The following is a 24,847-nucleotide window of genomic DNA, read 5'->3' on the forward strand; positions in this document are numbered from 1 at the left end:
GACATCCGTCAGGGCACCAGATCCTCGGGCCGGATCGTGGCCCGCACCGGCTCCGTGAGGTCGAGCGTCTCCCCGACCTTGGCGACCGCGTGCTCCAGGTAGTGCCGGCCGTGTCGGCGGTAGAGGTGCAGGTTGCCGTTCTGCTGCTCGACCAGCAGGTACCACTCGATCCCGGCGGTGGCGTAATAGTGCATCTTGAGGACCTTGTCGGTCGCCGCGTTGCCGGGCGAGATGATCTCGCACACCAGGTGGACGTCGTGTGCCTCGACGTAGACCTCGTCGAAGTCGATCTCGCCGGTGACGACGAGATCGGGAATGGTGATCCGACCCGGCTTGAGGCGGACGTTGACCGCCTCCAGGACCCGCAGGTGCGCACTGCGGGCCGGCTGCCGTAGCGCGGCCCGGAGTTCTCCCGAGATGTTCTGGTGGCGGGGGGTTGGGGCTGGGGTCACGTGGAGGCTCCCGTCGAAGAGTTCGACGCGTTGGGACGTCTTGCCGAGGGAGAGGTACTCCTCTTCGGTCCACGGTCCGTCGTGGCCGAACACCGCTGCGGTCATGGTCGGTCACCTCCACCTCGTGTCGCCGGGCATCCTCCACCGGGCACCTCGCCCATGGTCGCACCCCGGGTGCGACCGGACGGCGACGACACCGTGCGGCGACTACGCTGTGGTCCGGTGACAGCTCCCGCTCCGTAGCTTATTTTCAGCCTCGGCTCTTTGTTGTAGGTTCCCTACAACCCCGGGGAGGCGGTCGTGGACAGTCCGAAGGCAGGCGACGACCCGTACCTGCGGGTGGACGACCTGCGGGTGCGGTTCGACACGGCCGACGGCGTGGTACGTGCGGTGGACGGGGTGTCCTTCGCCGTGCCGCGCGGTCGGACGCTCGGCATCGTCGGCGAGTCGGGCTCCGGCAAGAGCGCCACCGCGCTGGCCGTGCTCGGCCTGCACGACCCCCGACGCGGCACCGTCACCGGCACGATCAGCGTCGGCGGGCGGCAACTCGTCGGCCTGGCCGAGGACCGGGTACGCCGGCTGCGCGGCCGGGACGTGGCGATGATCTTCCAGGATCCGCTCTCCGCACTGCACCCCTACTACAGCGTGGGGCGGCAGATCGCCGAGGCGTACCGGGTACACCACCCCCGGACGGGGCGGCGGGCGGCACGGACCCGTGCCGTGGACATGCTCGACCGGGTGGGCATCCCGCAGCCGGCCCGCCGCTACGACCAGTACCCGCACGAGTTCTCCGGCGGCATGCGGCAGCGGGCGATGATCGCGATGGCGCTGGTCAACGACCCGGCCCTGGTCATCGCCGACGAGCCGACCACCGCGCTGGACGTGACGGTGCAGGCCCAGATCCTCGACCTGCTCGCCGACCTCCAGGCCGAGTTCCGCACCGCGATCGTGCTGATCACCCACGATCTGGGGGTGGTCGCCCAGGTCGCCGACGACGTGCTGGTCATGTACGCCGGGCGGGTGGTCGAGCAGGGCAGCATGCCGCAGGTGCTCCGCCGGCCGCAGCACCCGTACACCTGGGGGCTGCTCTCCAGCGTGCCGTCGCTGCACGGCGACCCGGACGCGGACCTGGTGCCCATCCCCGGCAACCCGCCCTCGCTGATCGACCCGCCGCCCGGCTGCGCGTTCCACCCGCGCTGCCGGTACGCAGGTGACCGCTCCCGTACGGTGGTGCCGGCGCTCGGCCCGGCGGGCGCGGCCGGCCACCTGGTCGCCTGCCACCTTCCCGCCGGCGACCGCGCGGCCCTCTCCCACCAGGCCGTTCCCGGGGCGGGGGTGTCCCGGTGAGCACGACGGACGTGCCGCGGTCGCGAGCGGAGGGCGGGCCGGTGAGCGCCGGTGAGCCGTTGTTGCGGGTACGGGGGTTGACCAAGCACTTCCCGGTCCGCACCGGCCTGTGGTCCCGGGGGCTGGTGCGGGCGGTGGACGGGCTGGACTTCGACGTGCGACCCGGCGAGACGCTGGGCCTGGTGGGGGAGTCCGGCTGTGGCAAGAGCACCACCGGCCGGATGCTGGTCCGGCTGCTGGAGCCGACCGCCGGGACGATCGAGTTCGCCGGCCGGGACATCACCCACGCCCGTCGGCGTGCGCTGCGTCCACTGCGGCAGGACCTCCAGATCATCTTCCAGGACCCGTACGCCTCGCTGAACCCCCGGCACACCGTCGGACGGATCGTGGCGATGCCGTTGCAGGTCAACCGGATCGACCCGCCCGGCGGGGTGAAGGCGCGGGTCCGCGAGCTGCTGGAACTGGTCGGGCTGAACCCGGAGCACTACAACCGCTACCCGCACGAGTTCTCCGGCGGGCAGCGGCAGCGGATCGGGATCGCCCGCGCGCTGGCCCTGCGACCCCGGCTGATCGTCGCCGACGAACCGGTCTCCGCGCTCGACGTCTCGATCCAGGCACAGGTGGTGAACCTGCTGCGCGACCTGCAACGCGACCTCGACCTGGCGTTCGTGTTCATCGCACACGACCTGGCCGTGGTGCGGCACTTCTGCCAACGGGTCGCGGTGATGTACCTGGGCCGGATCGTCGAGATCGGCGACCGGGACGACATCTACCGGCGGCCCCGGCACCCGTACACCCGGGCACTGCTGTCGGCGGTTCCGGACGTGACCGCCACGGGTGCGGTGGGGCGGATCAGACTGACCGGGGACGTGCCCACGCCGCTGGACCCGCCGTCGGGCTGCCGGTTCCGCACCCGGTGCCCCCGGGCGCGCGACGTCTGCGCCCGCGAGGAGCCGGTGCTGGTGGTCGACGCCGGGGGCCGGCACGCCACCGCCTGCCACTTCCCGGAGACCGGACCGACCCCGTCCGGTCCCGGCGACGCACGGGCGGGCACGGCTGGCGGGACGGGCCCGGCCACCCCGGGCGCGGGCCGGGCGGACGGGAACGCCGAGGAGGTGCCGAGATGAGTGTGTCCCCGGTTGATCCGGCGACGCTGGCCGAGGCCGAGGCCGCAACGGGTGGCGACCGGCCCGGCTCCGGGTTCGTCGGGCGCTCGCCCGGCCAACTCGCCTGGGCCCGGCTGCGACGCGACCGGACCGGCCTGGTCAGCGGCGGGATGCTGGTCTTTTTCGTGCTGGTGGCGCTCGCCGTGCCACTGATCGAATGGGCGTACGGGATCGGTCCCCGGGAGCAGTTCCAGTCCCGGCTGGACGGGTTCGGGATGCCGCTCGGCTACGCCGGCGGGGTGACCGGGGAACACTGGTTCGGACTGGAGCCGGCGCTGGGCCGGGACATCTTCATCCGGATGGTGCACGGGCTGCGCACCTCGCTGTTCATCGCCTTCGCGGCGGCGGTGACCACGGCGGCGATCGGTGTCGTGCTGGGCACCGTCGCCGGCTACCTGGGCGGCTGGCTGGACGCGGTGGTCAACTGGGTCACCGACCTGACCCTGGCGATGCCGTTCCTGATCATCGCGCTGGCGTTGACGCCCACCATCGCGCTGCGCTTCTACGGCCAGCGGGAGGAGGTGCCGGCCGCGTTCCAGATCGGGGTGCTGATCGCCATCTTCGCGCTGTTCGGCTGGACGAGCACCGCCCGGCTGGTCCGGGGGCAGGTGATCGCGTTGCGCGAGCGGGAGTTCGTGGAGGCGGCGCGGGCCAGCGGCGCGGGGCTGGGGCACATGCTGTTCCGGCAACTGCTGCCGAACCTCTGGGCGCCGATCCTGGTGTCGTTCTCGCTGGCGGTGCCGGCGTACATCACCAGCGAGGCGGCGCTGTCGTTCATCGGGGTCGGGCTGACCGACGCCACCCCGAGCTTCGGCCGGATGATCTACCGCAGCCTGGACTATCTCCAGACCGACCCGGCGTACGTCTTCTTCCCCGGCATCACGATCTTCGCGCTCGTGTTCGCCTTCAACCTCTTCGGCGACGCGCTGCGCGACGCGCTCGACCCGAAGTCGTCCCGGTAGGAGGGCCCGGCGATGGCGCGGTTCCTGGTCAAGCGGCTCTTCTCGGCGGCGTTGACGCTCTTCGCGGTCAGCGTGCTCAGTTTCCTGATGTTCTTCGCCCTGCCCCGCGACCCGGTCACCGGGATGTGCCCCAAGAACTGCAACCCGGAACGGCTGGAGCGGGTCCGTCAGGAGCTGGGCCTGCGCGATCCGCTGATCAGCCAGTACGCCGGCTACATGAAGGGCATCGTGACCGGCCGGGACCTCGGCAGCGCCCAGGGCGGCAGGTGCGACGCACCCTGCCTGGGCTGGTCGTACGTCGCCAACGAGGCGGTCAGCGACACCATCGCCCGGGTGCTGCCGGTGACGTTGAGCATCGTCGTGCCGGCGGCGGTGCTGTGGCTGCTGCTCGGGGTGGGCCTGGGCATGGTCTCAGCGCTGCGCCGGGGCACCTGGCTGGACCGGGCGGCGATCGGCTTCTCACTGGCCGGGGCGTCGTTGCAGCTCTACTTCGTGGGCGCGGTGCTGCTGCTGGTGTTCGTCTACACGCTGCGCTGGCTGCCGGTACCGAGCTACACGCCGCTGCTCGACGACCCGGTGCGCTGGGCCGGCGGGCTGGTGCTGGCCTGGCTGTCGCTGGCGTTCCTCTTCTCCGCCATCTACGCCCGGCTGTCCCGGGCGCAGATGCTGGAGACACTCTCGGAGGACTTCGTGCGGACCGCACGGGCCAAGGGCCTGGCCAAACGCACGGTGTACGGCCGGCACGCGCTGCGCGCGGCGATCACGCCGGTGGTGACGATCGCCGGCCTGGACGTCGGCGGCGCACTGGGCGGCACGGTGATCACCGAGACGACCTTCGGCCTGGGCGGCATGGGCCGTACGGCGGTCGACGCGGTACGCGCCGGTGACCTGCCCACCATCATGGCGACCGTGCTGATCGCGGCGGTCTTCGTGGTGCTGGCGAACGTGCTGGTGGATCTGCTGTACGCGGCGATCGACCCCCGGGTGCGGTTGCGCTGACCGGCCCGTCGGGCGGTGGAAGTTACCGGAATCTGCTAGACAGTCCGAAGTTTTTCTTCTTGACGATCCCCGGGTGTCGGCGGCCACCTCCGCCGGTGACCGGGTGGAGGAGGTAGGAGATGCGACCACGCGCAGCAGCCGCCGTGGGCGGGGCGATCGCCCTGGTGGTGGCGTTGGGGGCCTGCTCGGAGAACACGGGCGAGGGCACCACCGTGGACACCGACCGGCAGCAGACCGGGGTGATCGCCACCGACCCGAAGGACTCCCAGGGCCCCGCCGCCGAGATCGAGGGGGCGACCCGGGGCGGCACCTTCACCATCATCCGGGAGACCCCCATCTCCCACCTGGACCCGCAGCGGACGTACTCGTTCGCCGGCCTGATGGCCAACCCGCTGTTCGCCCGCTACCTGACCACCTGGAAGGACGACGGCAACGGTGGCCTGGTCCTGGTCGGTGACCTGGCCCAGAACCCTGGCAACAACGTGAACAGCGACTGCCGGGTCTGGGAGTACACCATCAAGGACGGGGTGAAGTTCGAGGACGGCAGCCCGATCACGTCCCGGGAGATCGCGTACGGCATCGCCCGCTCCTTCGACCCCGACCTGACCGGTGGCCCCACCTACCTCCAGGAGTGGCTGGCCGACACCCCGCAGTACGACACGAAGTGGGACTTCACGAAGAACAAGACGTCGCTGCCGCCGGGGCTGACCACCCCGGATGCGAAGACGCTGCGGTTCGAGTTCGCCAAGCCCCGCTGCGACCTGCCGTTCGCGGTCTCGCTGCCGACCACCGCGCCGCTGCGGCCGGACCAGGACACCGGCGTCAACCTGGACCAGCGGCCGTTCTCCTCCGGGCCGTACAAGATCGCCAAGAACCAGGCGGGCGTGCAGCTCACCCTGGAGCGCAACCCGCACTGGGACCCGGCCACCGACCCGGTCCGCCACCAGTACCCGGACCAGTTCGTCTGGACCTTCGGGCCGACCGCCGACGCGGCCGTCAACCGGGTGATCGCCGACAACGGCGCCGACCAGAGCGCGCTGGCCTGGAACTACGTGCCGGCCTCGCTGGTCGCCCGGGTCGCCCAGGACCGGGGTCTCAAGTCGCGCAGCGTCCTGTCGCCGACGCCGAGCGCCAACCAGCTCGTGATCAACAACCAGCGGGTCACCGACCTCGCCGTCCGCCGGGCGCTCAACTACGCCATCGACCGCGACGGCCTGGTCAAGGCGCTCGGCGGGCAGACCGTCGCCCAGCCGATGACCACCCTGATGCCGCCGTCCACCATCGGCTACCAGGCGTACGACGCCTACCCGGCCGGCGCCAACGGCGATGTCGACAAGGCCAAGGAACTGCTCGCCGGCAAGACCCCGGAGCTGGTCCTCGGGGTCGCCGACAACACCACCGAACAGCAGATCGGCACCCAGCTCAAGGCCAACCTGGAACGCGCCGGATTCAGGATCACGCTGCGGAACATCCCGGACGACGCGAAGCTCGACGAGATCAAGAAGAAGAACAACCCGTGGGACCTCTACATCGGCAACTGGGCCGCCGACTGGCCCAGCGGCGCGTCGATCCTGCCGGTGCTCTACGACGGCCGCACGATCAAGGCCGAGGGCAACAGCAACCAGGCGTACTTCAACGACCCGGCGGTCAACGCCGAGATCGACCGCATCCAGGCCATGCCCCCGGCCGACCAGGGCCCCGAGTGGGGCAAGCTCGACCGGCGGATCATGACCGAGTACGCCCCGGTGGTGCCGCTCTTCGTGGATGTGGCCTACACGGTGCACGGCTCGAAGGTGGGCGGGGTGTTCATCTCCAGCGTCTTCGGCTACCCGTCCTTCGTCAACGCCCACGTCAAGCAGTGACGTCGCACTGAGCCGGAACCGGGCTCCCTCCCGACGCCGATCGGGAGGGAGCCCGTCGGCTCTCGTGGGCGCGCTGCGTGGTGCTGGCTGCGCCCGTCAACGCTCGTGTGAATCACGCGATTTGCACAATTGGTGCCACGAGCGGGCCCGGTTGCCCGGGTGGCCCCGCCATGACCACCCCGCTCGCCACCGGCTCGGGCCGCTCCGAACCGCGAAGGTGGTTGCACTTTTTTCACTTCGGGGGATGATGGAGATGGCGTCGAATGGTAGGGAGGGGCTATGGCTGCGAAAGCGATCATGCCGGGGGACAGCGAACGCCATTCGCTTACCGAGTTGGTCGGCTTGCTCCACGACGGCTCGGGGGCGTTGGCGATGACCCGTGGTGGGGCGCAGGTCGAGGTGCCGTCGTCCGTGCGGGACGTGTTGACCCGGATCGCCGATGTCCTGGCATCCGGTCGGGGGGTGGCAATCGTGCCGGTGGACCGGGAGTTGACGACCACCGAGGCGGCGGGGTTGCTCGGAGTGTCCCGTCCCACCCTGATCAAGCTGCTGGAGGCTGGCGAGATCGGCTATTCGCGGCCGAACTCGTCGCGCCGCATCCCGCTTGACCAGGTTCTGGCCTATCGGGATCGGCGTGGGCAGGCCCGGCGGGCGCTCCTCGACGAGTTGACTGCAGACGCGGTCGAGATGGGCATGTACGGGCAGCCCGCGCCGGTCGAGACGGATGACGCGGCCTGACGGGTGACGACGATCGCGGTCCTGGACGCCAACGTTCTGATCCCCAACGCACTGTGCGACTTCCTGTTGCGGCTGGCCGAGGAAGACCTCTATCAGCCGCGCTGGTCACCGGACATTCTTGCGGAGGTCCGACGGCACGTGCCGGTGCCGGCAGCCGCGATCGACCGGCGAATCGCGTTCATGAACGCTGCCTTCGAGGACGCATTGGTCACCGGCTACGAAACCCTGATCGACCAGATGCGCAACGACACCAAGGACCGGCACGTGCTGGCCGCTGCGGTGGCAGCCGGAGCGGACTCGATCATCACCTGCAACCTGCGGGACTTCCCCCTCGCCGCCTGCGAACCGCACGGGGTGGTCGCCGAACACCCCGACACCGTTCTCCTCGATCTGTGGGCCCGTGAGCCGCGAACCCTGCTGCGGATTCTCGGCGAGCAAGCGGCCGGTACGGGCCGACGCGGTCGTCAGTTGACGGCCCACCAGGTATTGGACTACCTGGCCAGTGCAGGCGCACGACGCTTCGCCGCGACGGTCCGACGAAGCACGCTACCCATGGACGGCCCTGTGGCGGCGAGGGAATCGCACCCCCGCGCCTCGGTAGGTGAGTAGTCGGATCTCGACCGGGGAGGCACACGGCGTCGAGAGACTACTCGGGCGGGGCGTTGTAGCGGTCGAGCGTCGCCTTGGACGTGGAAGCGTCCTGGAAGGTCAGCTCCCAGGGGCCGGTGTTGACGTCCATGTCCTTGCCGAACCCGACCCACTTCCCGGCCATCCGTCGACCGGTCGGCTCCACCAGCAGTTGGATCGCGCCGTGGTAGCGGGCTCCCCGGTAGTGGCCGGCGGGGTCGGTCTGCTCCACCCAGGTCCCGGTGACGACGGCGCCGTCCACGCTGAGATCCAGCGACAGCGACGATGCCGCCGAGCCGGGCAGGCTGCGCACGGTCAACCGGTCGCCGTGCTGGAGCACCACCACGAAGTGCTGTCCGGCGAAGGACTCGCCGCGACTGCTGGAGTGGTATTGATAGCGGCTGAGCCACACCCCCTCGTGTGACCCGTGCGCGGCGGCTGATCTGGGCGTCGGGGTGGCCAGGTCGGACATGGGCGAGCGGTCGCCGCCGTCCTGGTCGTCGACCGCGTCGCCGTCAGGGGTCGTGGCGAAGCCGAGCAGTGTGATGGGCAGGCCGGTGACGACCTCCAACGCGCGGGCGTACACGGGTCGAGGGGCGGCGGTCATCCCGGACTCCCAGCGTTGGACGAGCCGCTTGTTGGCGTCGTTGGGTTCGCCGGCACGGTAGCCGGCGGCCTGCAGCGCGCGGGCGAAGTCGTCCTGGCTCATGCGCATCCTGGTCCGAACGGCGCGCAGTGCGATGTTGGGGGCAGCCATGCCGTCACGGTACCGATTTGTCGCCCTAATGTCGTCCTCTAGGCGACCGTTTTGTCACTTGCTATGACGTCGTGCGCAGCGACATTTCAGCGTCGAATCCATGTAGTGCGCGGTGGCTGAACCTGCTGCCGCGTTGTCGATGGAGGTGGCGATGGAGCGTCGTGGCGACGGATCGGCGGGGAGCCGGGGTGAGCAGATCGACGCCGCCGAGCGGGAGGCGGCCCGGCAGCGGATTCTGGCGCAGGCCGAGGCGGAGCGGATACCCGTGGAGGAAACAACCCGGGCGGTGCCGGATCGGCGGTGGCGCGGTGAGCGGTGACGCGTTGCCGATCGGTCGGCGGGTGGCGTACCTGCGGGTGCGGCGGAAGCTGTCGCAGCAGTCCTTCGCCGACCGGCTCGGCAAGTCGAAGAGTTGGGTGGACAAGGTCGAGCGTGGAGTCCGTCCGCTGGAACGGATGTCGACCATCCGGGAGGTCGCGGCGGTGCTGCGGGTCGACACCGCGACGCTGCTCGGTCGGGACGCCCAACCCGCCGAGATGGCCACGCGCGATACGAGTGTCGCCCGGATCAGGGCGGCGCTGTCGACGTACGAGATGGCTCTTGGCCGGGCGACGGGCCGGGAAATGATGTCGACGGATCGGCTGGCGCGGGCGCTGGGGCACGCGTGGACGGCGTACCAGCAGGCCCGGTATCCGCGCCTGGTGGAGTTGCTGCCGGGATTGTTGACCGAGGTGCATCGTGCCCACGTGCGGGACCCGGAGGCGGGCCGGGCGGCGGTGGTGCAGGCGTACCGGCTGACGGCGGCGCTGCTGGTGAAGCTGGACGAGGGAAGCCTTGCCTGGTTGGCCGCCGATCGGGCGATGTCCGCCGCCACCGGTGACCGGGTGTTGCTGGCGGGCGCGGCGGTGCAACTCGGTCAGGTGCTGCGGACGGTGGCGCGGGCGCGGTCGGTGATGCTGGCCGCCGCGTACCAGATCGCCCCGGTCGACCCCAACCGTGGTACGCCGCAGGAGTGGTCGTTGTGCGGATCGCTACTGGTGCAGGCTGCATTGATCGCGGCACGGGCGGGGGACGATCGGGCGGCCGACGGCCTGTTGGACGAGGCCACCGAGATGGCCGCCCAGGTCGGCGACGGTCACGACCATCACCGGACGGGGTTCGGGCCGGCGGCCGTCGAGGCGGGACGGGTCACCGCCGCCGTGGAACTGGGCGACGGCCCGCAGGCGGTCGCCCGGCACGAGGAGGTGATCGGGTGGGACGGGTGGCGCTGGCTGCCGGTCGAGCACCGAGCCGCCCACCTGGTCGACGCGGCGCGCGGGTACCTGCTGACCGGCGATCCGGTCGGCGCGGCGCGGGCGCTGATCCGCGCCGACCGGATCGCGCCCGCCGAGGTCCGGCACCGGCCGGCGGTACGGAAGGTGGTCGACCAACTCGCCCGCGACCCGCGTGCTCCCACCACGATCACCCCGCTCGCCGTCAGCCTCGGGCTGCTCTGACGGGGAGCGGTCCTGCCTGCCGGATCGCCTGGTGGTGTCGACCCGGGCGGTGAAGATGATCCGCTGACCGGGTCGCGCGACGGGCCGGCGGTCAGTCGACCCGCAGGGCCAGTAGGGTGCTCTTCAGTTCCTGTTCGACGTACTGCCGGGAATCCCGGTCGGCGACCATCAGCAGGTAGCTGTCCTGGCGGGCCGGAATTCCCGACACCGAGAACCGGAACTGGCAGGTGCCGTCGGCGAGTGCACGGGCGTCGGTCAACCGTCCACCGGCGAATCCGAGGCCGGCGAAGATGACCACCTGGGCACCCGCTTGGACGTCGGCGTGGCCGCCCGTCCCGGCGCAGCCACCATGACCGTCGGTGACGAAGGATCCCCTGTCGCCGAGCAGCACCGTGCCGGAGGCCGTGAATGTCTCTCCCGGCGGCCGGTTCGCCGCGACCGGGGTTCGGGCCCTGGTGCTGTTGCCCACGAACATGCCCCCGGCGAGCAGCAGCCCAGCGGCAGCACCGGCCCACATCCACCCGGGACGACGTCGCACGGTCCGCTCCTCGTACAAGGGCTGCATGTCGTCTCCGGGGTGGGGGGCGGGCGGGACCCCCGAAAGTGTGATCGACGCTGCCCTCTCCCGCAGCCCCGTTTCGACGTTCGGTCGCTTCGTCCACCACCCGACCCCGGTGATCAAGAGCTTTGCGTCAGATTCCGGCCGCAGGATGACGCGAACCTCTTGATCGCCGGGGCAAGGCGGGGCGTGGCGGGGCGTGGGCGGGCGGGTGGGGTCATGGGGGCGATGTTGGGGTGTCATGGGGCTCGGATACCGCTATATCCGTGACGTTGAGTCGATCCGGGCCGGCGTCGACCCTCGGACAGGGACGCAATTCGATTGACCGCCGGTCTGTCGGTCGGGACAGTTCGGGGTATGGACCCGACGTCGCGTGCCAACCGGACCGCCTGGGAACTGGCCCACCAGGAGCGGGTCTGGGCCAACGACCAGATGACGGCCGAGGCGGCGGCCGGTGTCACGCTCATCCCCAGTGAACGCGCGCTGCTCCGGGACATCCTGGCGACCCGCCCGCTGGTGGTCCACCCGCAGAGCGGCAACGGCCAGGACGACGTCGCACTGGTCCACGCCGGCGCCCGGATGGTGATCGGCGTCGACTACAGCGAGCACGCGATCCGGGGTGCGCGCGGGCGCGCCGACGCCCTCGGTACCGCCTGCGACTACCTGCTCGGGACGGTCCCCGGTGTGCCGCTGCACGACGGCTGCGCCGACCTCGTCTACACCGGCAAGGGCGCGCTGATCTGGATGCCCGACATCGACGCCTGGGCCGGGGAGATGGCCCGGCTGCTGCGCCCCGGCGGCCACCTGTTCGTCCACGACGGTCACCCGGCCACCGACCTGTGGACCTGGGACCTGGACGAGCCGCGCATCCGGCCCGACCGCAGCTACTTCGGCCGCTCGTTCGTCTGCCCCGACGACAGTTTCCCGGCCCACGGGGCGGTGATGTGGCAGTGGACGCTCGGCCGGATCGTCACCGCCGTGGTCACCGCCGGCCTGGAGATCCGGCAGCTCGACGAGTACGCGGAGCCGTTCTGGCGGATGGGCGACGTCGACGCGGCGGCCTTCCGGGGCCGCCTGCCCAACGCGTTCGCCCTGCTGGCCCGCCGCCCCGCCGGCTGACCTGCCCGGCCGCCGCCCCGCCGCCCGCTGACCCGCCCGGCCGGCGGTCCGGCGACCCCCGACCCGGTCCGGCGGGACGGTCCGGCGACGGCTCAGCCCAGGTGGGTGCGGAGGAAGTCGAGTTCCAGGCGGAGCAGCCGTTCGGACAACCCCCCGGCCGCCATGTGGGTGGCCCCGGTCAGCGGCAGCACCGCGTGCGGCCGGCCGGTCGACAGCAGCGCCGCCGACAGCCGCAGCGTGTGCGCGGCCACCACGTTGTCGTCGACCATGCCGTGCACCAGCAGCAGCGGCCGGGCCGGCTCGCCGGGATGCAGCGGCTCCGCCGCCAGTTCCACCAGCGAGTGGTGCCCGTACACGTCGATGCCGTCGTCGGGCAGGCCGAGGTAGCGCTCGGTGTACGCGGTGTCGTACAGCGCCCAGTCGGTGACCGGGGCACCGGCGATGCCGCACCGGAACAGCTCCGGGTGGCGCAGCACCGCCAGCCCGGCGAGCCAGCCGCCGAACGACCAGCCCCGGATCGCCACCCGGTCCAGGTCCAGGTCGGGATGCTTGCCGGCGAGCGCGGTCAGCGCGTCCACCTGGTCGGTCAGGATCACGTCGGCCACCCGCCGGTGGATCGCCTTCTCGAACGAGGGTGCCACGCCCGGCGTACCCCGGTTGTCGACGGTGACCACGGCGAACCCGGAGTCCGCCCACCACTGCCGCTCCAACCAGGCCGACCGGGCGGCCACCACCTCCTGGTGGCCGGGGCCGCCGTAGACGTCCAGCAGCACCGGCAACCGGGTGCCCTTGACGTGCTCGGACGGGTAGAGCACCGCCGTCGGCAACCGCCTGTCGGTCACCCGGACCAGCATCGGCCGGGGCGCCGACGACGGGGTGGCGGCCAGCGACCGCAGCCGGGCCACCTCGCCGTCGCCGCGCCACACCGACCAGGTCGTCCCCGCCTCGTCCAGCGAGGCGGTGCCGACGACCAGGGTGTCCCCGCCGACCACCGCCGTGTGCCAGCCGGGGGTGCTGCTCATCCGGCGGGCGTCCACCCCACCGCCGATCACCGTGCGGACCCGGTAGAGGTGCCGTTGGCTCGGTTCGCCCTCGCTCGCCTCGACCAGCAGGTCGGCCGGGCCGGGGCCGGTGGGCAGCCGGCCCACCACCCGCCGCACGTACAGCGACGGCGGAGTGAGCAGGGTGCCGTCGGCGAACAGGCAGCGGGCGTCGTACCCGTCGTGGGCCAGTTCACCGCCGACCAGCACCCGGCCGTCGGGCAGGTGCGCCGGGGTGCCCGGGATCGGCTCCACCCAGCGCGGGTCGGCCAGCTCGGCATGCACCTGGGTCTCCCCGGTACGCGGGTCCACCGCCAGCACCAGGCCGTGCTGCTGCGACCGGCGCAGCACGGTGATCAGCGGGTTCCCGTCGGCCCAGTCGACCGAGGCCAGGTACGGGTAGGTCTCCCGGTCCCAGTGCACGTCGACCCAGCCGTCGTCCAGGTCGAGCAGGTGCAGGCTGACCTCGGCGTTCGGCCCACCCGCCCGGGGGTACGCGACGGTGGTCGGCGGGGTCGCCGGGTCCGCCGGGTCGTGCAGGTGCCAGCGGGGCAGCCGGGACTCGTCGACCCGGGCGGCGAGCACCATCCGCCCGTCCGGGGCCCACCAGTAGCCCCGGAACCTGCCGAACTCCTCCGCCGCGACATGCTCGGCGAGCCCCCAGGTCACCCCGCCGTCCTCGCCGGCCAGCAGGGTGTCGGTGCCGTCCGGGGCGACCACCCGCAGCTCGCCCCGGCGTACCCCGTCGGCGGCATCGGTCACGTACGCCACCCGCTGCCCGGTCGGGTCGGGGCGCGGGTCGACCACCGGCCCGACGGTGCTCACCTCGATCACGTCGCCGTGCACCAGGTCGGCCCGGAACAACCGGCCGGCCAGCGCGAACACCGCCACCCGGCCCGCGCCGTCCAGCGCGTACGAGCCGATGCCGGCGGCGCTGAGCCGGCGGCGTTCGCGTAACGCCCGCTCGCCGGGGGCCAGCGCCACCGGGTCGGCGTCCTCGCCGAGCAGCACGGCCGGGTCGGCGATCAGCCGTTCCTCGGCGGAGGCGGTCTCCAGCGCCCAGAGCGCGTCGGCCGGGTCCTGCGGGCCGCCCGAGCGGAGGAAGACCACCCGGGAACCGTCGTCGGCCACGGAAACGGCGCGCGGCGCCCCGTGGCTGAACCGACGGGTACGGGCGGCCAGCTCGGGAAAGTCCACAACCCGGATCGTAGAGCCGTGTCGGGCGTGATGTGGCCGACCTGCGTGGACGCGTACGCCCCGGTGCCGCCGGACCGCCGGTTAGAGTGACGGTCGTGACGACGCTGCCCGACCGACGCCTGCTGCTGGTCCACGCGCACCCCGACGACGAGTCCATCGGCACCGGGTCGACGATGGCGCACTACGCCGCCGCCGGGGCCCACGTCACGCTGGTGACCTGCACCCTCGGCGAGGAGGGCGAGGTCCACGTGCCGGCGCTGGCGCAGCTCGTCGCCGCCGAGGCCGACCAGCTCGGCGGGTTCCGGATCGGCGAGCTGGGTGCCGCCTGCGCCGCGCTCGGTGTCACCGACCACCGTTTCCTCGGCGGCGCGGGCCGCTACCGGGACTCGGGGATGATGGGCATGCCCACCAACGAGCATCCTCGGGCGTTCTGGCGGGCCGACCTCGACGAGGCCGCCGGGCTGCTCCTGGAGGTCATCCGGGAGATCCGCCCGCAGGTCCTGGTCACCTACGACCCGAACGGCTTCTACGGGCACCCGGACCACATCCAGGCGCACCGGGTGGCGATGCGGGCCCACGAGCTGGCCGGCGCGGAGGGCATCGCCCCGGCCAAGGTCTACTGGACGGCGCTGCCGCGCAGCGTCCTGGAGGCCGGGATGAGCCAGTTCACCGAGTCGTCGGACAACCCCTTCGCCGCCATCGACGGCGTCGACGACCTGCCGTTCGGCACCCCCGACGAGCAGATCGCCGCCCGGATCGACGCCACCGACCAGCACGCGGCCAAGGAGGCGGCGATGCGGGCGCACGCCACCCAGATCCCGGCCGACTCCTGGCTGTACGCGATCGCCGGTAACTTCGGCGCGGAGTTCATGGGCGTCGAGTACTTCACCCTGGCGGTGGGGGAGCCCGGCCCGGCGGGCGGCCCGAACGGCTGGGAGAACGACCTCTTCGCCGGGATCGACCCGGACCCGGTGGACCTGCCGGACGGCCGGCCGGTGGCGGCGGCGCGTCGGCCGGAGCAGGCGACCCCGGCGGGTGACGCGTCGGCGGCCACGGCGTCGGCCGGGCTCCGGTGACCCTGCCCGCCACGCCGATGCCGGTCGTCGAGGAGGAGGCCGCCGCCGTCCCGCCGCCGCCCGGCTGGACGGTACGCCTGCTCGACGTCGTGCTGCGGGTGGTCGGTGGGCTGGTCGCCGTGGTCGGTGGGGTGCTCACCGCCGTGACCGGGCTGCTGCTGTCCACCGTCCGGGCCGGCGGGCAGCTGATCGGGGTGTCGGTGGTGGTCACCATCCTGGGCGCGGTCGCGGTGAGCTGGTTCGCGTACGCGGCGGTCGGCCGGAAGTGGGCGGTGGCGTTGCCGGCGCTGCCGTGGTTCGTGCTGATGGCGGTGGCGGCGGTCCGGACCGCCGAGGGTGACCTGCTGGTGGCGGGGGACAACTGGGTCGGGCTGGCGATGATCACCACCGGGGCGATGACGTTCGCGGTGATGGCGTTCCGGCAGATGCTCAGCCCGCAGCCGCGTCGCCACGACGGGTGATGACGACACACAGCCTGCGGTGGTAGATATTCCTGCCAGGAGACCCGCCGACGGGGCGGGTGGTACGGCGGGAGGCGTGTGATGACACAGCGGTGGCGGGCGGTCGGCGTACTCGCGGCGGCCCTGTTCGCGGTCAACGTGGTGGCCCGGGTGATCATCAAACTCGGCTTCGACGGGAACGACACCGCCGCCGACCGGGTCTCGCTGGGCATGTTCGTCGTGATCGGGCTGGTCCTGGCCGGGGTGGTGTTCACCTGGGGTAAGGCTGTTCCGGCGGCCCGGTGGGGTGCCGACGTGGCTGCGGCGGTGGCCGTGGCGCTGCTGCTGACGGTGCTCGTCGGCCCGCTGCTGGTCGGGAACAACCCGTTCGGTGGGGGCGCGGGGCTGTTCTTCGCCCAGATCTGGCTCTACCTCGTCGCCGCCGGGGCCGGCGTGGCGCTCGGCTACCTGGTGCTGATCGCGCTCGGGTCGGACTACCGCTCGCAGCAGTTGCGGCGGTACGCCGAGCGTAACGTCGGCAAGCCCCGTCGGGTGGTCCGGCGCTGACCCGCGCGCCCGCTGGGCTTGATCAACTCGTGGGGGCGCACATAGCGGTATCCGGACCGGTGCGATGTCGCAACATCGGCCCACAGGAGTCGATCAAGGCGCCCGGGTCGGGTCAGGTCGCGGGATGGGACGGGGTGGGTCAGCCCGGCGGGGCGACCCGCGTCAGGTAGGTGTGGTGGGTGGTGAAGCCGAGCTTGCGGTAGAGCGTCACCGCCGCGGTGTTGCGCTGCTCCACCTGGAGGAAGGCGTGTGTCGCCCCCTCTGCCGCGCCCCACTCGGCCAGGGCCCGGATCACCCGGGCGGCCAGCCCCTGCCGGCGCGCTGACGGGGTCACCTCGATCAGGCTGAGCCCCAGCCAGCGGCCCTGCCCCGTGACCGTGCCCCGGCCCGTCGCCAGCAGCCTGCCGTCGGCGTACACCTGGGCGAAGCGGACCCGGGCCACGGCGGTGAGGATGTGCCGGGCGGAGTCGGGCAGCCCGCCCTTGCGCCCGGCGGCGACCGCGAGCCACTCCTCGGACGGCGCGGCGTCGAGCCCGACCGGCAGCCCGCCGGCCGGGTCCGGCGTATCCGGCGCGGGTGGTGGCTGCGGGGTGAGCAGGGTGGCCAGCGGGACGGTCTGGACCAGGGTCAGCGGGCGGGCGGTCCAGCCCCGGGCGTCCAGTTCGGCGCCGACCGGCACGGCCAGCGGCAACGGGGTGTTGACCATGGCGGGTTGGCCGTGTCCGGCGTACCAGCGTTCGATGGCGTCGATCGCCGCCGGCAGCGGCCGGTCGGGGTCGCCGACCGGCAGGGCCGAGTTGGCGCGTCCGGTCCAGCCGTCGGCGGAACGCAGCAGCCAGTCGCCGAGCCGGCCGCGTACCGGCGCGGGCCACGCCTCGTCGGCGGCGAGTTCCAGCTCGACCACGGCGGACGCGGTGGGCCGGCGGGTGGGCGGCACCCGCTTGGCCCGGTGCACCTCGGCCACCGGCACCCGGACCCGGCCCTGCGCGGTGGCGATGGTGAGATGGGTCTCGCTCAGCTCGACCAGTTCACCAAGGGCGTCCGAGAAGAGGGGCCGGCCCTCACGAATCCCCACAATGCGGCGAACCACGATCCGGTGTCCCACATCCTGCTGTCGGAGCACGATCGACCTCCTCCCCGGCGAGATACTAGGCTCTTAGCGTCGCGGGTGATCGCGACGAGTCTTGCGGAGGAGAAGACCGGTGACCTACATCATCGCCGAGCCGTGCGTGGATGTGCTCGACAAGGCATGCATCGAGGAATGCCCGGTCGACTGCATTTACGAGGGCAACCGGATGCTCTACATCCACCCCGACGAATGCGTCGACTGTGGTGCCTGTGAGCCGGTCTGCCCGGTGGAGGCCATCTTCTACGAGGACGACGTCCCCGAGCAGTGGAAGGACTACACCGGCGCCAACTACGAGTTCTTCGAGGACCTGGGCTCGCCGGGTGGTGCGTCGAAGATCGGCAAGGTGGAGAAGGACGCGACGTTCGTCGCCGGCCAGCCGCCGCGCGGCGAGGGCCACTGAACCGGCCCGCCGCCGTGACACCGGGGGCACCGGCCGGGCCCGCAGCGGCACCGGCCGGGGCCGCGCCGGAGCGTCAGGTCGGGCCGGCACCGGCCGTGCCGGTGTCGGCCCGGTTGCCCGAGTTCACCTGGGACACCCTGGACTCCGCGGCCACCCTGGCCGCGGCGCACCCGGACGGCCTGATCAACCTCTCCATGGGCACCCCTGTCGATCCGGTGCCCACGGTGATCCGGCAGGCCCTGGCCGACGCGTCCGACGCGCCGGGTTACCCGTTGACGGCGGGCACCCCGGCGTTGCGGCAGGCCATCGCCGGCTGGGTGGCGCGCGCCTGCGCCGCCGGTGTCGACGGGCTCGGGGTGCTGCCGACCATCGGTTCCAAGGAACTGGTGGCCTGGCTGCCCACCCTGCTCGGGATCGGCCCCGGCGACGTGGTCGTGGTGCCCACGGTCGCCTATCCGACATACGAGGACGGTGCCCGGCTGGCCGGCGCCACTGTCGTCCGCGCCGACGCGCTGACCGCGGTCGGCCCGACCTCACGGGTACGCCTGGTCTGGGTCAACTCGCCGGGCAACCCGACCGGTCGGGTGCTGCCCGCCGCCCACCTGCGCAAGGTGGTCGACTGGGCGCGGGAGCGCGGTGCCGTGGTGGCCAGCGACGAGTGCTACCTCCCGCTGGGCTGGACGGCCGACGCCGCCCCGGTGTCGGTGCTCGCGCCGGAGGTCTGCGGCGGGTCGTACGACTCGGTGCTGGCGGTGCACTCGCTGTCCAAGCGCTCCAACCTGGCCGGCTACCGGGCCGGGTTCGTCGCCGGTGACCCGGTGCTGGTCGCCGAGCTGCTGAAGATCCGCAAGCACGCCGGCATGATCGTCCCGGCACCGGTGCAGGCCGCCATGGTGGCCGCGCTCGGCGACCAGGCGCACGCCGACGAGCAGCGGGAACGCTACCGGGCCCGGCGGGAGACGCTGCTCGCCGCGTTCACCGGGGCGGGGTTCCGGCTGGAGCACTCCGAGGCGGGCCTCTACCTCTGGCTCACCCGCGACGAGGACTGCTGGGACACCGTCGACTGGCTGGCCCGCCGGGGCATCCTGGTCGCCGCCGGGGCGTTCTACGGCCCGGCCGGGCAGCGGCACGTCCGGGTGGCGCTGACCGGGTCCGACGCGCACGTCGGGGCGGTCGCGCAGCGGCTCGCCCAGCCGTAGGGCGGCTGCGGTGGGTGACGACGTCGGCCGACCCCGGGTCGCCGTGGTGGGCACCGGCCTGATCGGCGGGTCGATCCTGCTGCGCCTGCACGCGGCGGGCGTCCCGGTGACCGGCTGGGACCCGGACCCGGCGACCCGGGCCGAGGGCCGCCGCCGGGGCCTCGACTTCGCCGACGAGCTCGGCGACGCGGTCCGCGACCGGGACGTGGTGTTCCTCGGCGGCCCGCTGCCCAGCCTGCCGCAGACCCTGCTCACGGTGGCGGGGCTGACCGGTGACCGGTGCATCGTCACCGACGTGGGCAGCACCAAGGAGGCCGTCGCCGGGTTCGCCGGGGCACACGGGTTGACCGGCCGGTTCGTCCCCGGGCACCCGATGGCCGGCACCGAACGGGCCGGGCTCACCGCCGCCCGGGCCGACCTGTTCGCCGACGCGGCCTGGGTGCTCTGCCCGAGCGCCGACGGGCTGGTGCCGTTCCGGGCGCTGGTCGGGCTGGTGGTCGACGTCTTCGGCGCGCACGTCGTACCGATGTCGCCGCAGGTGCACGACCGGGTCGTGGCGCTGTCCTCGCACGTGCCGCACCTGCTGGCCGGCGGTCTGGCCGGGGCCGCCGCCAACTCGACGGTGCGCGACGCGGTGGTCCGGCTCGCCGCCGGCAGCTTCCGCGACGGCACCCGGGTGGCGACCACCCCGGCCCGGCGGACCGCCGCCATGCTGCTGGCCAACCGGGAGCAGGTGCTGCGGCAGTTGGCCGAGGTGCGGGCCGCGCTCGACGTGCTCGCCGAGGCGGTCCGCGACGACGACCTGCCCACGCTGGTGGCCCACTACGAGCGGGCCGGCGCGGTGCGGGCGGCCGGGTCGGGCCGGGAACAGCCTGTCCACCGGGCGTTCGACCTCGATGCCGATCCCGCCGGGGAGTTGGCGTTCGTCAGGTCGGTGGGCGAGTCCGGCGGGCACCTGACCGGCTGCGCGGTGGCGCGGGGGACGGTGACGTACACCGGGCTGCGACCGGCCTGACCGCGCGGATACCGGCGGCACGCCGGTCGCGCCGCTAGGGTGGGGGCGTGGCGGACGGACCGGTGGTGGCGGTGCGCGGTGAAGCGTACCGGGAGGTGCCGCCCGAGCTGGCCCGCTTCGAGGTGACCGCGACGGCCCGGGAACGTGACCGTCAGGTCGCGTTGGCCCGGCTCGCCGAGCGGGCCGCCGCCGTCCGGGTGCTGCTCGACGAGCACGAGCCGGCGGTGGACCGCCGGGAGGCCGGTGAGCTGCGGGTCCGCCCCGAGACGAACCGGTCCGGCGAACGGGTCGTCGGCTACCTGGGCAGCGTCTCCACCACCGTCACCGTCACCGACTTCGGCTCCCTGGCGGAGCTGATGCTGCGGCTGGCCGAACTGGACCACGTCGAGGTGGCCGGCCCCTGGTGGTCGTTGCGCCCGGACAGCCCGGCCCACCGGGAGGCCCGGCACGCGGCGATCGCCGACGCGTTGCGCCGGGCCCGGGAGTACGCCGAGGCGCTCGGCGTCCGGGTGACCGCGCTGCTGGAGTTGGCCGACAGCGACGAGGGTTCCGGCATGGGCGGGGCGCTCTTCGCCCGTCAGGCCCGCCAGGGTGGCCCGCCGGAGCTGGATCTCGACCCCCGTCCGCAGTCGGTGCACGCGGTGGTGCGGGCCCGGTTCACCATCAGCGAGCCGGTCCTGACCTGATGCCCGGGGCACGTCCGTTCTCCCTCGACGACCTGGTGGCAAGGGCCCGGTCGTTGGCCGACGCCGGCCCCCGGCAGTTGCTGGGCATCGCCGGGGCGCCCGGGGCGGGCAAGTCCACCCTGGCCGAGCGGATCGTCGCGGCGGTCGGCCCGAGCGCCCGGCTGGTGCCGATGGACGGCTTCCACCTCGCCCAGGCGGAGCTGGTCCGGCTGGGCCGGGCCGACCGCAAGGGCGCGGTCGACACGTTCGACGCCAACGGGTACGTGTCGTTGCTGCGCCGGCTGCACCGGTTGGAGCCGACCACCGTGTACGCGCCGCTGTTCCGCCGTGACCTGGAGGAGCCGGTGGCCGGGGCGGTGGAGGTGCCGCCCTCGGTCCGGCTGGTGGTGACCGAGGGCAACTATCTGCTGCTCGGCGAGCCGCCGTGGGACGAGGTGCGGTCGTTGCTGCACGAGGCGTGGTTCCTCGACCTGGATGCGGGGGCCCGGCTGCGTCGACTGGTGGCCCGGCACGTGGCGTACGGGCGGTCGCCGGAGGCGGCGCAGGCCTGGGCGTACGGCAGCGACGAGGCGAACGCCGCCGTGGTGGCGGGCACCGCCGACCGGGCCGACCTGGTGATCCGGTCAACCGACCCGGGGTGACGGAACGCTACGCCGCAGCAGCCGGGCCACCAGGGCCCGTTCCCGGTGGAACTCCCACGCCTCCGGGTAGCCGCTGTGGTTGCGGATCGGCGGGTCGGCGACCTCGCCCCCGCTGGGGTGCAGCGCCTCCGGGTCGGTCACCGGCATGTCCCGTTCCCCGGCGTTGACCTGCCAGCCGAGCGGGTCGGTGTCCCGCCAGAAGTTGGTCCACGCGACGTGGCCGGAGGGCCAGGTCAGGGCGTCGGCGAGCACCCGGAGCCGGGCCGGGCCGAAGTAGGCGGGGAAGACCCGCCCGTAGAGTCGGGTGAGTTGGCAGCCGTACGACAGGAACCAGATCCGTCGCCGCCACCGGGTCGGCAGTTGCAGCAGCGTCGCCGCGCAGATCACCGTGCCCTGGCTGTGCCCGGAGAGGATCACCCCGTCCATCCGGCGGGGGTCGCGCTCGGTCAGCGCCAGGAGGCCCGCGATCCGGGTCTGCAACTCGGGGACGGCGCGTTCGGCGTAGCTGGGTGGGGCGAGCGGGTGCGCGGCGCGCGGCCAGAAGGTGCCGACGTCCCACAGCACCCCGACGCTGCGCCGGACGGTGTCGTTGCGGTAGACGAGCATGCCGAGCCCGGCGACCACCAGCGGCAGCCAGCCCAGCAGGGTGTCCCCGAGGTCGGCGGCGGCGTGCACCAGCCCCGGCCAGCCCGACGCGCCGGCCGGGGCCGGGCGGGCCCGGGTCAGCGCCGCCACGCAGGACAGCGCCACCAGCACCGCCGCGATGGTGGCGTAGCAGCCGATCAGCCGTACCGCGTGCTCGCCGACCAGGCGGTGCAGCGCGCGGAAGGTGCTGACGTGCCGGCAGCGGCGCAGGTCGTGCGCGGAGAGGGCCTGCCCGGCGCCGGTGAGCCGGTGGTATTCGACGCGGCGCAGCCGGTGGAAGAGCACCCCGGCGCGGATCAGCGTGCCGAGCAGGGCGGCGGTGGCGACGGTGAAGGCCAGCCCGGCCCAGATCACCGGCAGGGGTGGCACGATCGGGGAGAACCCGCTGGGTGAGGCGGCCCCGTCGAGCCGGTCGGTGACCCAGTAGAGCAGGCCGGCACAGTAGGCGATGGCCATCATCCAGCCGAAGCCGGCGATCACGGCGGCCCCGCGTCCGCCCCAGGCGACGTCGGTGTGCACGCCCAGTGGTTGCTGTCCGGCGTCGCTGCCGGTGCGGGGCAGCAGCAGTCCGGTCGTGGCGAGCGCGATGGCGGGTGCGGCGAGCATCCAGATCCGCAGCCCGTCGGGGGCGGCGGGAAGGCCGGGCAGCCGGCCGTCGAGCCAGGCCGTGCCGAGGGGCAGCAGCACGGCGGCGGCAGCGGGGACGGGCAGCGCGCGGCGGCCGGAGCGGGCGACCGTGCCGATGGCGATCAGCAGCAGCACCTGGTAGGTGGCGAGCCAGGCGACCAGCCCGTCGTAGCCGGGCAGCGAGTGGTCGGCGCGGCAGCCGGCCAGGCCGGGGTCGCGGATGCAGCCGGCCGGTGGGCGGAACTGCGCGAGCGGGGTGCCGGCGGGGCCGTCCGGCAGCAGCAGGAGGGTGAAGGTGCCGGCCAGCGCGAGGCCGGTGAGCACGCCGACGGCGAGGCTCCACCGGCCGAGCGGGGCGGCCCCGCTGCGTCGGGTCAGCCAGGGACGGCCGACCGCCACCACGGCGATCGCCACGACCGTGACCAGGGCGGCGACGGTCGGGACGGCGACCACGGCGCGGACGCCCCGGGCCGGGTCCAGCACCAGCACCGCGCCGACGGGCACCGCCGCGGCGAGCGCCGCGCCGACGCACAGGTGCAGCACGGCGGCCCGGCGCAGCTGTCCCTCCCCGCCCCAGAAGGTGGGGTCCTGCAACGGGTTGGCCGGGTTGGGCGCCGGCTCGGCCGGGTGCTCCCCGTCGCCCGCCGGGGGGCGGGGTTCGGCGGGCATCTCGGCCTCGTACTGGTAGGTGCGCCAGGAGACGATGCCGAGCACCAGCAGCATCGCCAACGGCACCAGCAGGCCGACGGCGAGCGCGCGGGCGTCCGCGCGCCACCAGCCCCGGCCGAGGAACTCCCACGGGCCCGGCAGTTGCCGCAGGCACTCCTGGTCGACGCACTGCCAGGCGATCAGGTCGACCCCGATGCCGGTGGCGGCGAGGACCAGGGTGCCGGTGAGGCTGAGGCAGAACAGCCGGATCAGCCAGGCGGTGATGCCGGAGCGGCTGCCCCAGCGTTCGGTGTCCGGGTCGGGCGGGATGCCGGGGCGGGCGTACAGGGCGACGTTGGCCAGGGTGAACGGCAGCAGCAGCGTCCACAGGGCGCGCTCGACGTCCCGCGCGGTCCGCGCCCCCGAGGTCAACTGCCCCCAGCTGTACGCCTCGACGACGACGGGGTCGTCGGGGGCGGAGTCGTCGGCCCGGTAGAAGCCGGTGACGTCGCCGCCGGAGACGAGCCGGGGGTGCGGGCCGGTGCCGGTCGGGTCGGCGGGCAGGCCGAGGATCTGGTCGGGCGGGGTGTTGGACACGCCGTGTACCCGGAGTTCGAGTACCCGCTCGGCCATCGGTGCTCCCTGGTGACGAAGTCACTACCCAGAGTGCATCGGAATTTGCCGTTCGCCCACGGTTGCGTCGGTGTTTTCGCAGCTCAAGCTGTTATTGCAGGGTACGGATCACTCGTGCGGGGTTACCCACGGCGACCACGTTGGGGGGTAGGTCGCGGGTGACCACCGCGCCCGCGCCGACCACCGTGTTCTCCCCGACCGTCACTCCGGCGAGGACGATCACCCCGCCGCCGAGCCAGACGTTGTCCCCGATGGTGATCGGCTGGGCGGCCTCCCACTTGGCTCTCCGCGCCTCGGCCTCGACGGGGTGGGTGGCGGTGAGCAGCTGCACGTTCGGTCCGATCTGGACGTCCGCGCCGATGGTGATCCGGGCGACGTCGAGCAGGACGGCGTTGAAGTTGACGAAGCTGCGGTCCCCGAGGTGGGTCTGCCAGCCGTAGTCGCAGTACAGCGGTGGACGTACCTGGGCGTCCTCGCCGACGCTGCCGAGCAGGTCGCGCAGGGCGGCGAGCCGGCCCTGCGGGTCGTCGGCGGGGCTGCGGTTGAACCGTTCGGCCAGCCGCGCGGCGCGGTCGAGATCCGCGACGATCTCGGGGTCGTCGGCGACGTACGGCTCGCCGGCGAGCATGCGTTCCCTCATGGACGTCACCAGGCGATCGTCGCCGATCGGGCGGGCCGGTGGGACGAAATCGCGTCGGTCGTGTCTCGGCAATGTGTCCGGACGGTCATCCCGCGGACTTCTTTTTACATACCGAGTATGTAATTCTGGGGCATCGATGTGGCCCGGTCGTCGATGTGGCCGGTCGTCGATGGTTCACGT

25 protein-coding genes are annotated in these 24,847 nt (G+C 73.0%); 18 read left to right on the forward strand and 7 right to left on the reverse strand.

All coding sequences use genetic code 11. The annotated features are described in order from the left end of the window. Positions 1–8 precede the first annotated feature (8 nt). Positions 9–557 carry a Uma2 family endonuclease gene (locus tag JQN84_RS08590; RefSeq protein WP_204957818.1) on the reverse strand — a complete coding sequence of 183 codons (549 nt, stop codon included), beginning with the start codon at positions 555–557 and terminating at the stop codon, positions 9–11. A 195-nt stretch (positions 558–752) separates the two neighbouring features. Here JQN84_RS08590 and JQN84_RS08595 point away from each other — a divergent pair, with 195 nt between their 5' ends. The 7 genes from JQN84_RS08595 to JQN84_RS08625 all read left to right on the forward strand — a co-directional run bounded on the left by JQN84_RS08595 (position 753) and on the right by JQN84_RS08625 (position 8,135). Further along, positions 753–1,799, forward strand: a complete 1,047-nt coding sequence (locus JQN84_RS08595; RefSeq protein WP_204957819.1) for an ABC transporter ATP-binding protein — start codon at positions 753–755, stop codon at positions 1,797–1,799. Continuing rightward, positions 1,796–2,926 (forward strand): ABC transporter ATP-binding protein, encoded by a 1,131-nt coding sequence (locus JQN84_RS08600; RefSeq protein WP_307821087.1) that lies wholly within the window; start codon positions 1,796–1,798, stop codon positions 2,924–2,926. Before JQN84_RS08595 ends, JQN84_RS08600 begins: the two co-directional genes overlap by 4 nt. Beyond that, positions 2,923–3,927, forward strand: a complete 1,005-nt coding sequence (locus JQN84_RS08605; protein ID WP_204957820.1) for an ABC transporter permease — start codon at positions 2,923–2,925, stop codon at positions 3,925–3,927. The genes JQN84_RS08600 and JQN84_RS08605 overlap by 4 nt, the downstream gene beginning before the upstream one ends. Before the next feature lie 12 nt (positions 3,928–3,939). Then, the gene (locus JQN84_RS08610) at positions 3,940–4,926 is read left to right on the forward strand and encodes an ABC transporter permease (protein WP_204957821.1); all 987 of its coding nucleotides are present in this window, start codon (positions 3,940–3,942) and stop codon (positions 4,924–4,926) included. Between the two features lie 119 nt (positions 4,927–5,045). Next, positions 5,046–6,788, forward strand: a complete 1,743-nt coding sequence (locus JQN84_RS08615; protein WP_204957822.1) for an ABC transporter substrate-binding protein — start codon at positions 5,046–5,048, stop codon at positions 6,786–6,788. Positions 6,789–7,067: 279 nt separating this feature from the next. Then, positions 7,068–7,526 (forward strand): excisionase family DNA-binding protein, encoded by a 459-nt coding sequence (locus JQN84_RS08620; protein ID WP_204957823.1) that lies wholly within the window; start codon positions 7,068–7,070, stop codon positions 7,524–7,526. 3 nt (positions 7,527–7,529) lie between these two features. Then, positions 7,530–8,135, forward strand: coding sequence for a PIN domain-containing protein (locus JQN84_RS08625; RefSeq protein ID WP_204957824.1), 606 nt, complete (start codon positions 7,530–7,532; stop codon positions 8,133–8,135). 37 nt (positions 8,136–8,172) lie between these two features. On the opposite strand, the gene JQN84_RS08630 is transcribed toward JQN84_RS08625, so the two are convergent. After that, a complete protein-coding gene (locus tag JQN84_RS08630) occupies positions 8,173–8,910 on the reverse strand; it encodes a helix-turn-helix domain-containing protein (protein WP_204957825.1) in 738 nt (245 codons plus the stop codon). Between the two features lie 112 nt (positions 8,911–9,022). Here JQN84_RS08630 and JQN84_RS08635 point away from each other — a divergent pair, with 112 nt between their 5' ends. Beyond that, positions 9,023–9,229 carry a hypothetical protein gene (locus JQN84_RS08635; RefSeq protein WP_204958238.1) on the forward strand — a complete coding sequence of 69 codons (207 nt, stop codon included), beginning with the start codon at positions 9,023–9,025 and terminating at the stop codon, positions 9,227–9,229. Beyond that, the gene (locus JQN84_RS08640) at positions 9,219–10,406 is read left to right on the forward strand and encodes a helix-turn-helix domain-containing protein (RefSeq protein WP_307821090.1); all 1,188 of its coding nucleotides are present in this window, start codon (positions 9,219–9,221) and stop codon (positions 10,404–10,406) included. Before JQN84_RS08635 ends, JQN84_RS08640 begins: the two co-directional genes overlap by 11 nt. A gap of 91 nt (positions 10,407–10,497) precedes the next feature. On the opposite strand, the gene JQN84_RS08645 is transcribed toward JQN84_RS08640, so the two are convergent. Beyond that, complete coding sequence (locus JQN84_RS08645; protein ID WP_204957826.1) at positions 10,498–10,944, reverse strand: hypothetical protein; 447 nt, start codon at positions 10,942–10,944, stop codon at positions 10,498–10,500. A 378-nt stretch (positions 10,945–11,322) separates the two neighbouring features. Between JQN84_RS08645 and JQN84_RS08650 the strand changes: the two genes are divergently transcribed. Next, entirely contained in the window at positions 11,323–12,084 is a 762-nt protein-coding gene (locus JQN84_RS08650; RefSeq protein ID WP_204957827.1) for a class I SAM-dependent methyltransferase, read from the forward strand. A 92-nt stretch (positions 12,085–12,176) separates the two neighbouring features. Here JQN84_RS08650 and JQN84_RS08655 read toward each other — a convergent pair whose 3' ends face one another. Further along, positions 12,177–14,321, reverse strand: coding sequence for a S9 family peptidase (locus JQN84_RS08655; protein WP_204957828.1), 2,145 nt, complete (start codon positions 14,319–14,321; stop codon positions 12,177–12,179). Positions 14,322–14,407: 86 nt separating this feature from the next. On the opposite strand from JQN84_RS08655, the gene mshB reads away from it, so the two are divergent. The 3 genes from mshB to JQN84_RS08670 all read left to right on the forward strand — a co-directional run bounded on the left by mshB (position 14,408) and on the right by JQN84_RS08670 (position 16,404). Further along, entirely contained in the window at positions 14,408–15,397 is a 990-nt protein-coding gene (gene mshB, locus JQN84_RS08660) for an N-acetyl-1-D-myo-inositol-2-amino-2-deoxy-alpha-D-glucopyranoside deacetylase (RefSeq protein ID WP_204957829.1), read from the forward strand. Between the two features lie 17 nt (positions 15,398–15,414). Next, the gene (locus JQN84_RS08665; protein WP_204958193.1) at positions 15,415–15,858 is read left to right on the forward strand and encodes a hypothetical protein; all 444 of its coding nucleotides are present in this window, start codon (positions 15,415–15,417) and stop codon (positions 15,856–15,858) included. Positions 15,859–15,939: 81 nt separating this feature from the next. Next, on the forward strand, positions 15,940–16,404 hold the full coding sequence (locus JQN84_RS08670; RefSeq protein ID WP_204957830.1) for a hypothetical protein: 465 nt from the start codon (positions 15,940–15,942) through the stop codon (positions 16,402–16,404). 139 nt (positions 16,405–16,543) lie between these two features. Here the strand turns inward: JQN84_RS08670 and JQN84_RS08675 are convergent, their stop codons facing one another. Further along, entirely contained in the window at positions 16,544–17,527 is a 984-nt protein-coding gene (locus JQN84_RS08675; RefSeq protein ID WP_204957831.1) for a GNAT family N-acetyltransferase, read from the reverse strand. Positions 17,528–17,606: 79 nt separating this feature from the next. Here JQN84_RS08675 and fdxA point away from each other — a divergent pair, with 79 nt between their 5' ends. From fdxA to JQN84_RS08700, 5 genes are all read left to right on the forward strand, one after another. Beyond that, complete coding sequence (fdxA, locus tag JQN84_RS08680) at positions 17,607–17,933, forward strand: ferredoxin (protein WP_007072862.1); 327 nt, start codon at positions 17,607–17,609, stop codon at positions 17,931–17,933. 95 nt (positions 17,934–18,028) lie between these two features. Next, positions 18,029–19,132, forward strand: coding sequence for a succinyldiaminopimelate transaminase (gene dapC / locus JQN84_RS08685; protein ID WP_281894417.1), 1,104 nt, complete (start codon positions 18,029–18,031; stop codon positions 19,130–19,132). Between the two features lie 10 nt (positions 19,133–19,142). Then, positions 19,143–20,147, forward strand: a complete 1,005-nt coding sequence (locus tag JQN84_RS08690; protein WP_204957832.1) for a prephenate dehydrogenase — start codon at positions 19,143–19,145, stop codon at positions 20,145–20,147. A gap of 47 nt (positions 20,148–20,194) precedes the next feature. Next, on the forward strand, positions 20,195–20,833 hold the full coding sequence (locus tag JQN84_RS08695; RefSeq protein WP_204957833.1) for an SIMPL domain-containing protein: 639 nt from the start codon (positions 20,195–20,197) through the stop codon (positions 20,831–20,833). Then, positions 20,833–21,474 carry a nucleoside/nucleotide kinase family protein gene (locus tag JQN84_RS08700; protein WP_204957834.1) on the forward strand — a complete coding sequence of 214 codons (642 nt, stop codon included), beginning with the start codon at positions 20,833–20,835 and terminating at the stop codon, positions 21,472–21,474. Before JQN84_RS08695 ends, JQN84_RS08700 begins: the two co-directional genes overlap by 1 nt. Here the strand turns inward: JQN84_RS08700 and JQN84_RS08705 are convergent. Further along, complete coding sequence (locus JQN84_RS08705; RefSeq protein WP_204957835.1) at positions 21,457–24,027, reverse strand: hypothetical protein; 2,571 nt, start codon at positions 24,025–24,027, stop codon at positions 21,457–21,459. The two genes, JQN84_RS08700 and JQN84_RS08705, sit on opposite strands and share 18 nt — an antisense overlap. Positions 24,028–24,118: 91 nt before the next feature. After that, the gene (locus tag JQN84_RS08710; protein WP_281894408.1) at positions 24,119–24,676 is read right to left on the reverse strand and encodes a sugar O-acetyltransferase; all 558 of its coding nucleotides are present in this window, start codon (positions 24,674–24,676) and stop codon (positions 24,119–24,121) included. Positions 24,677–24,847 lie beyond the last annotated feature (171 nt).

Origin of the sequence: Micromonospora humidisoli, assembly GCF_016900955.1 — a bacterium.
Lineage (GTDB): Bacteria > Actinomycetota > Actinomycetes > Mycobacteriales > Micromonosporaceae > Micromonospora > Micromonospora wenchangensis.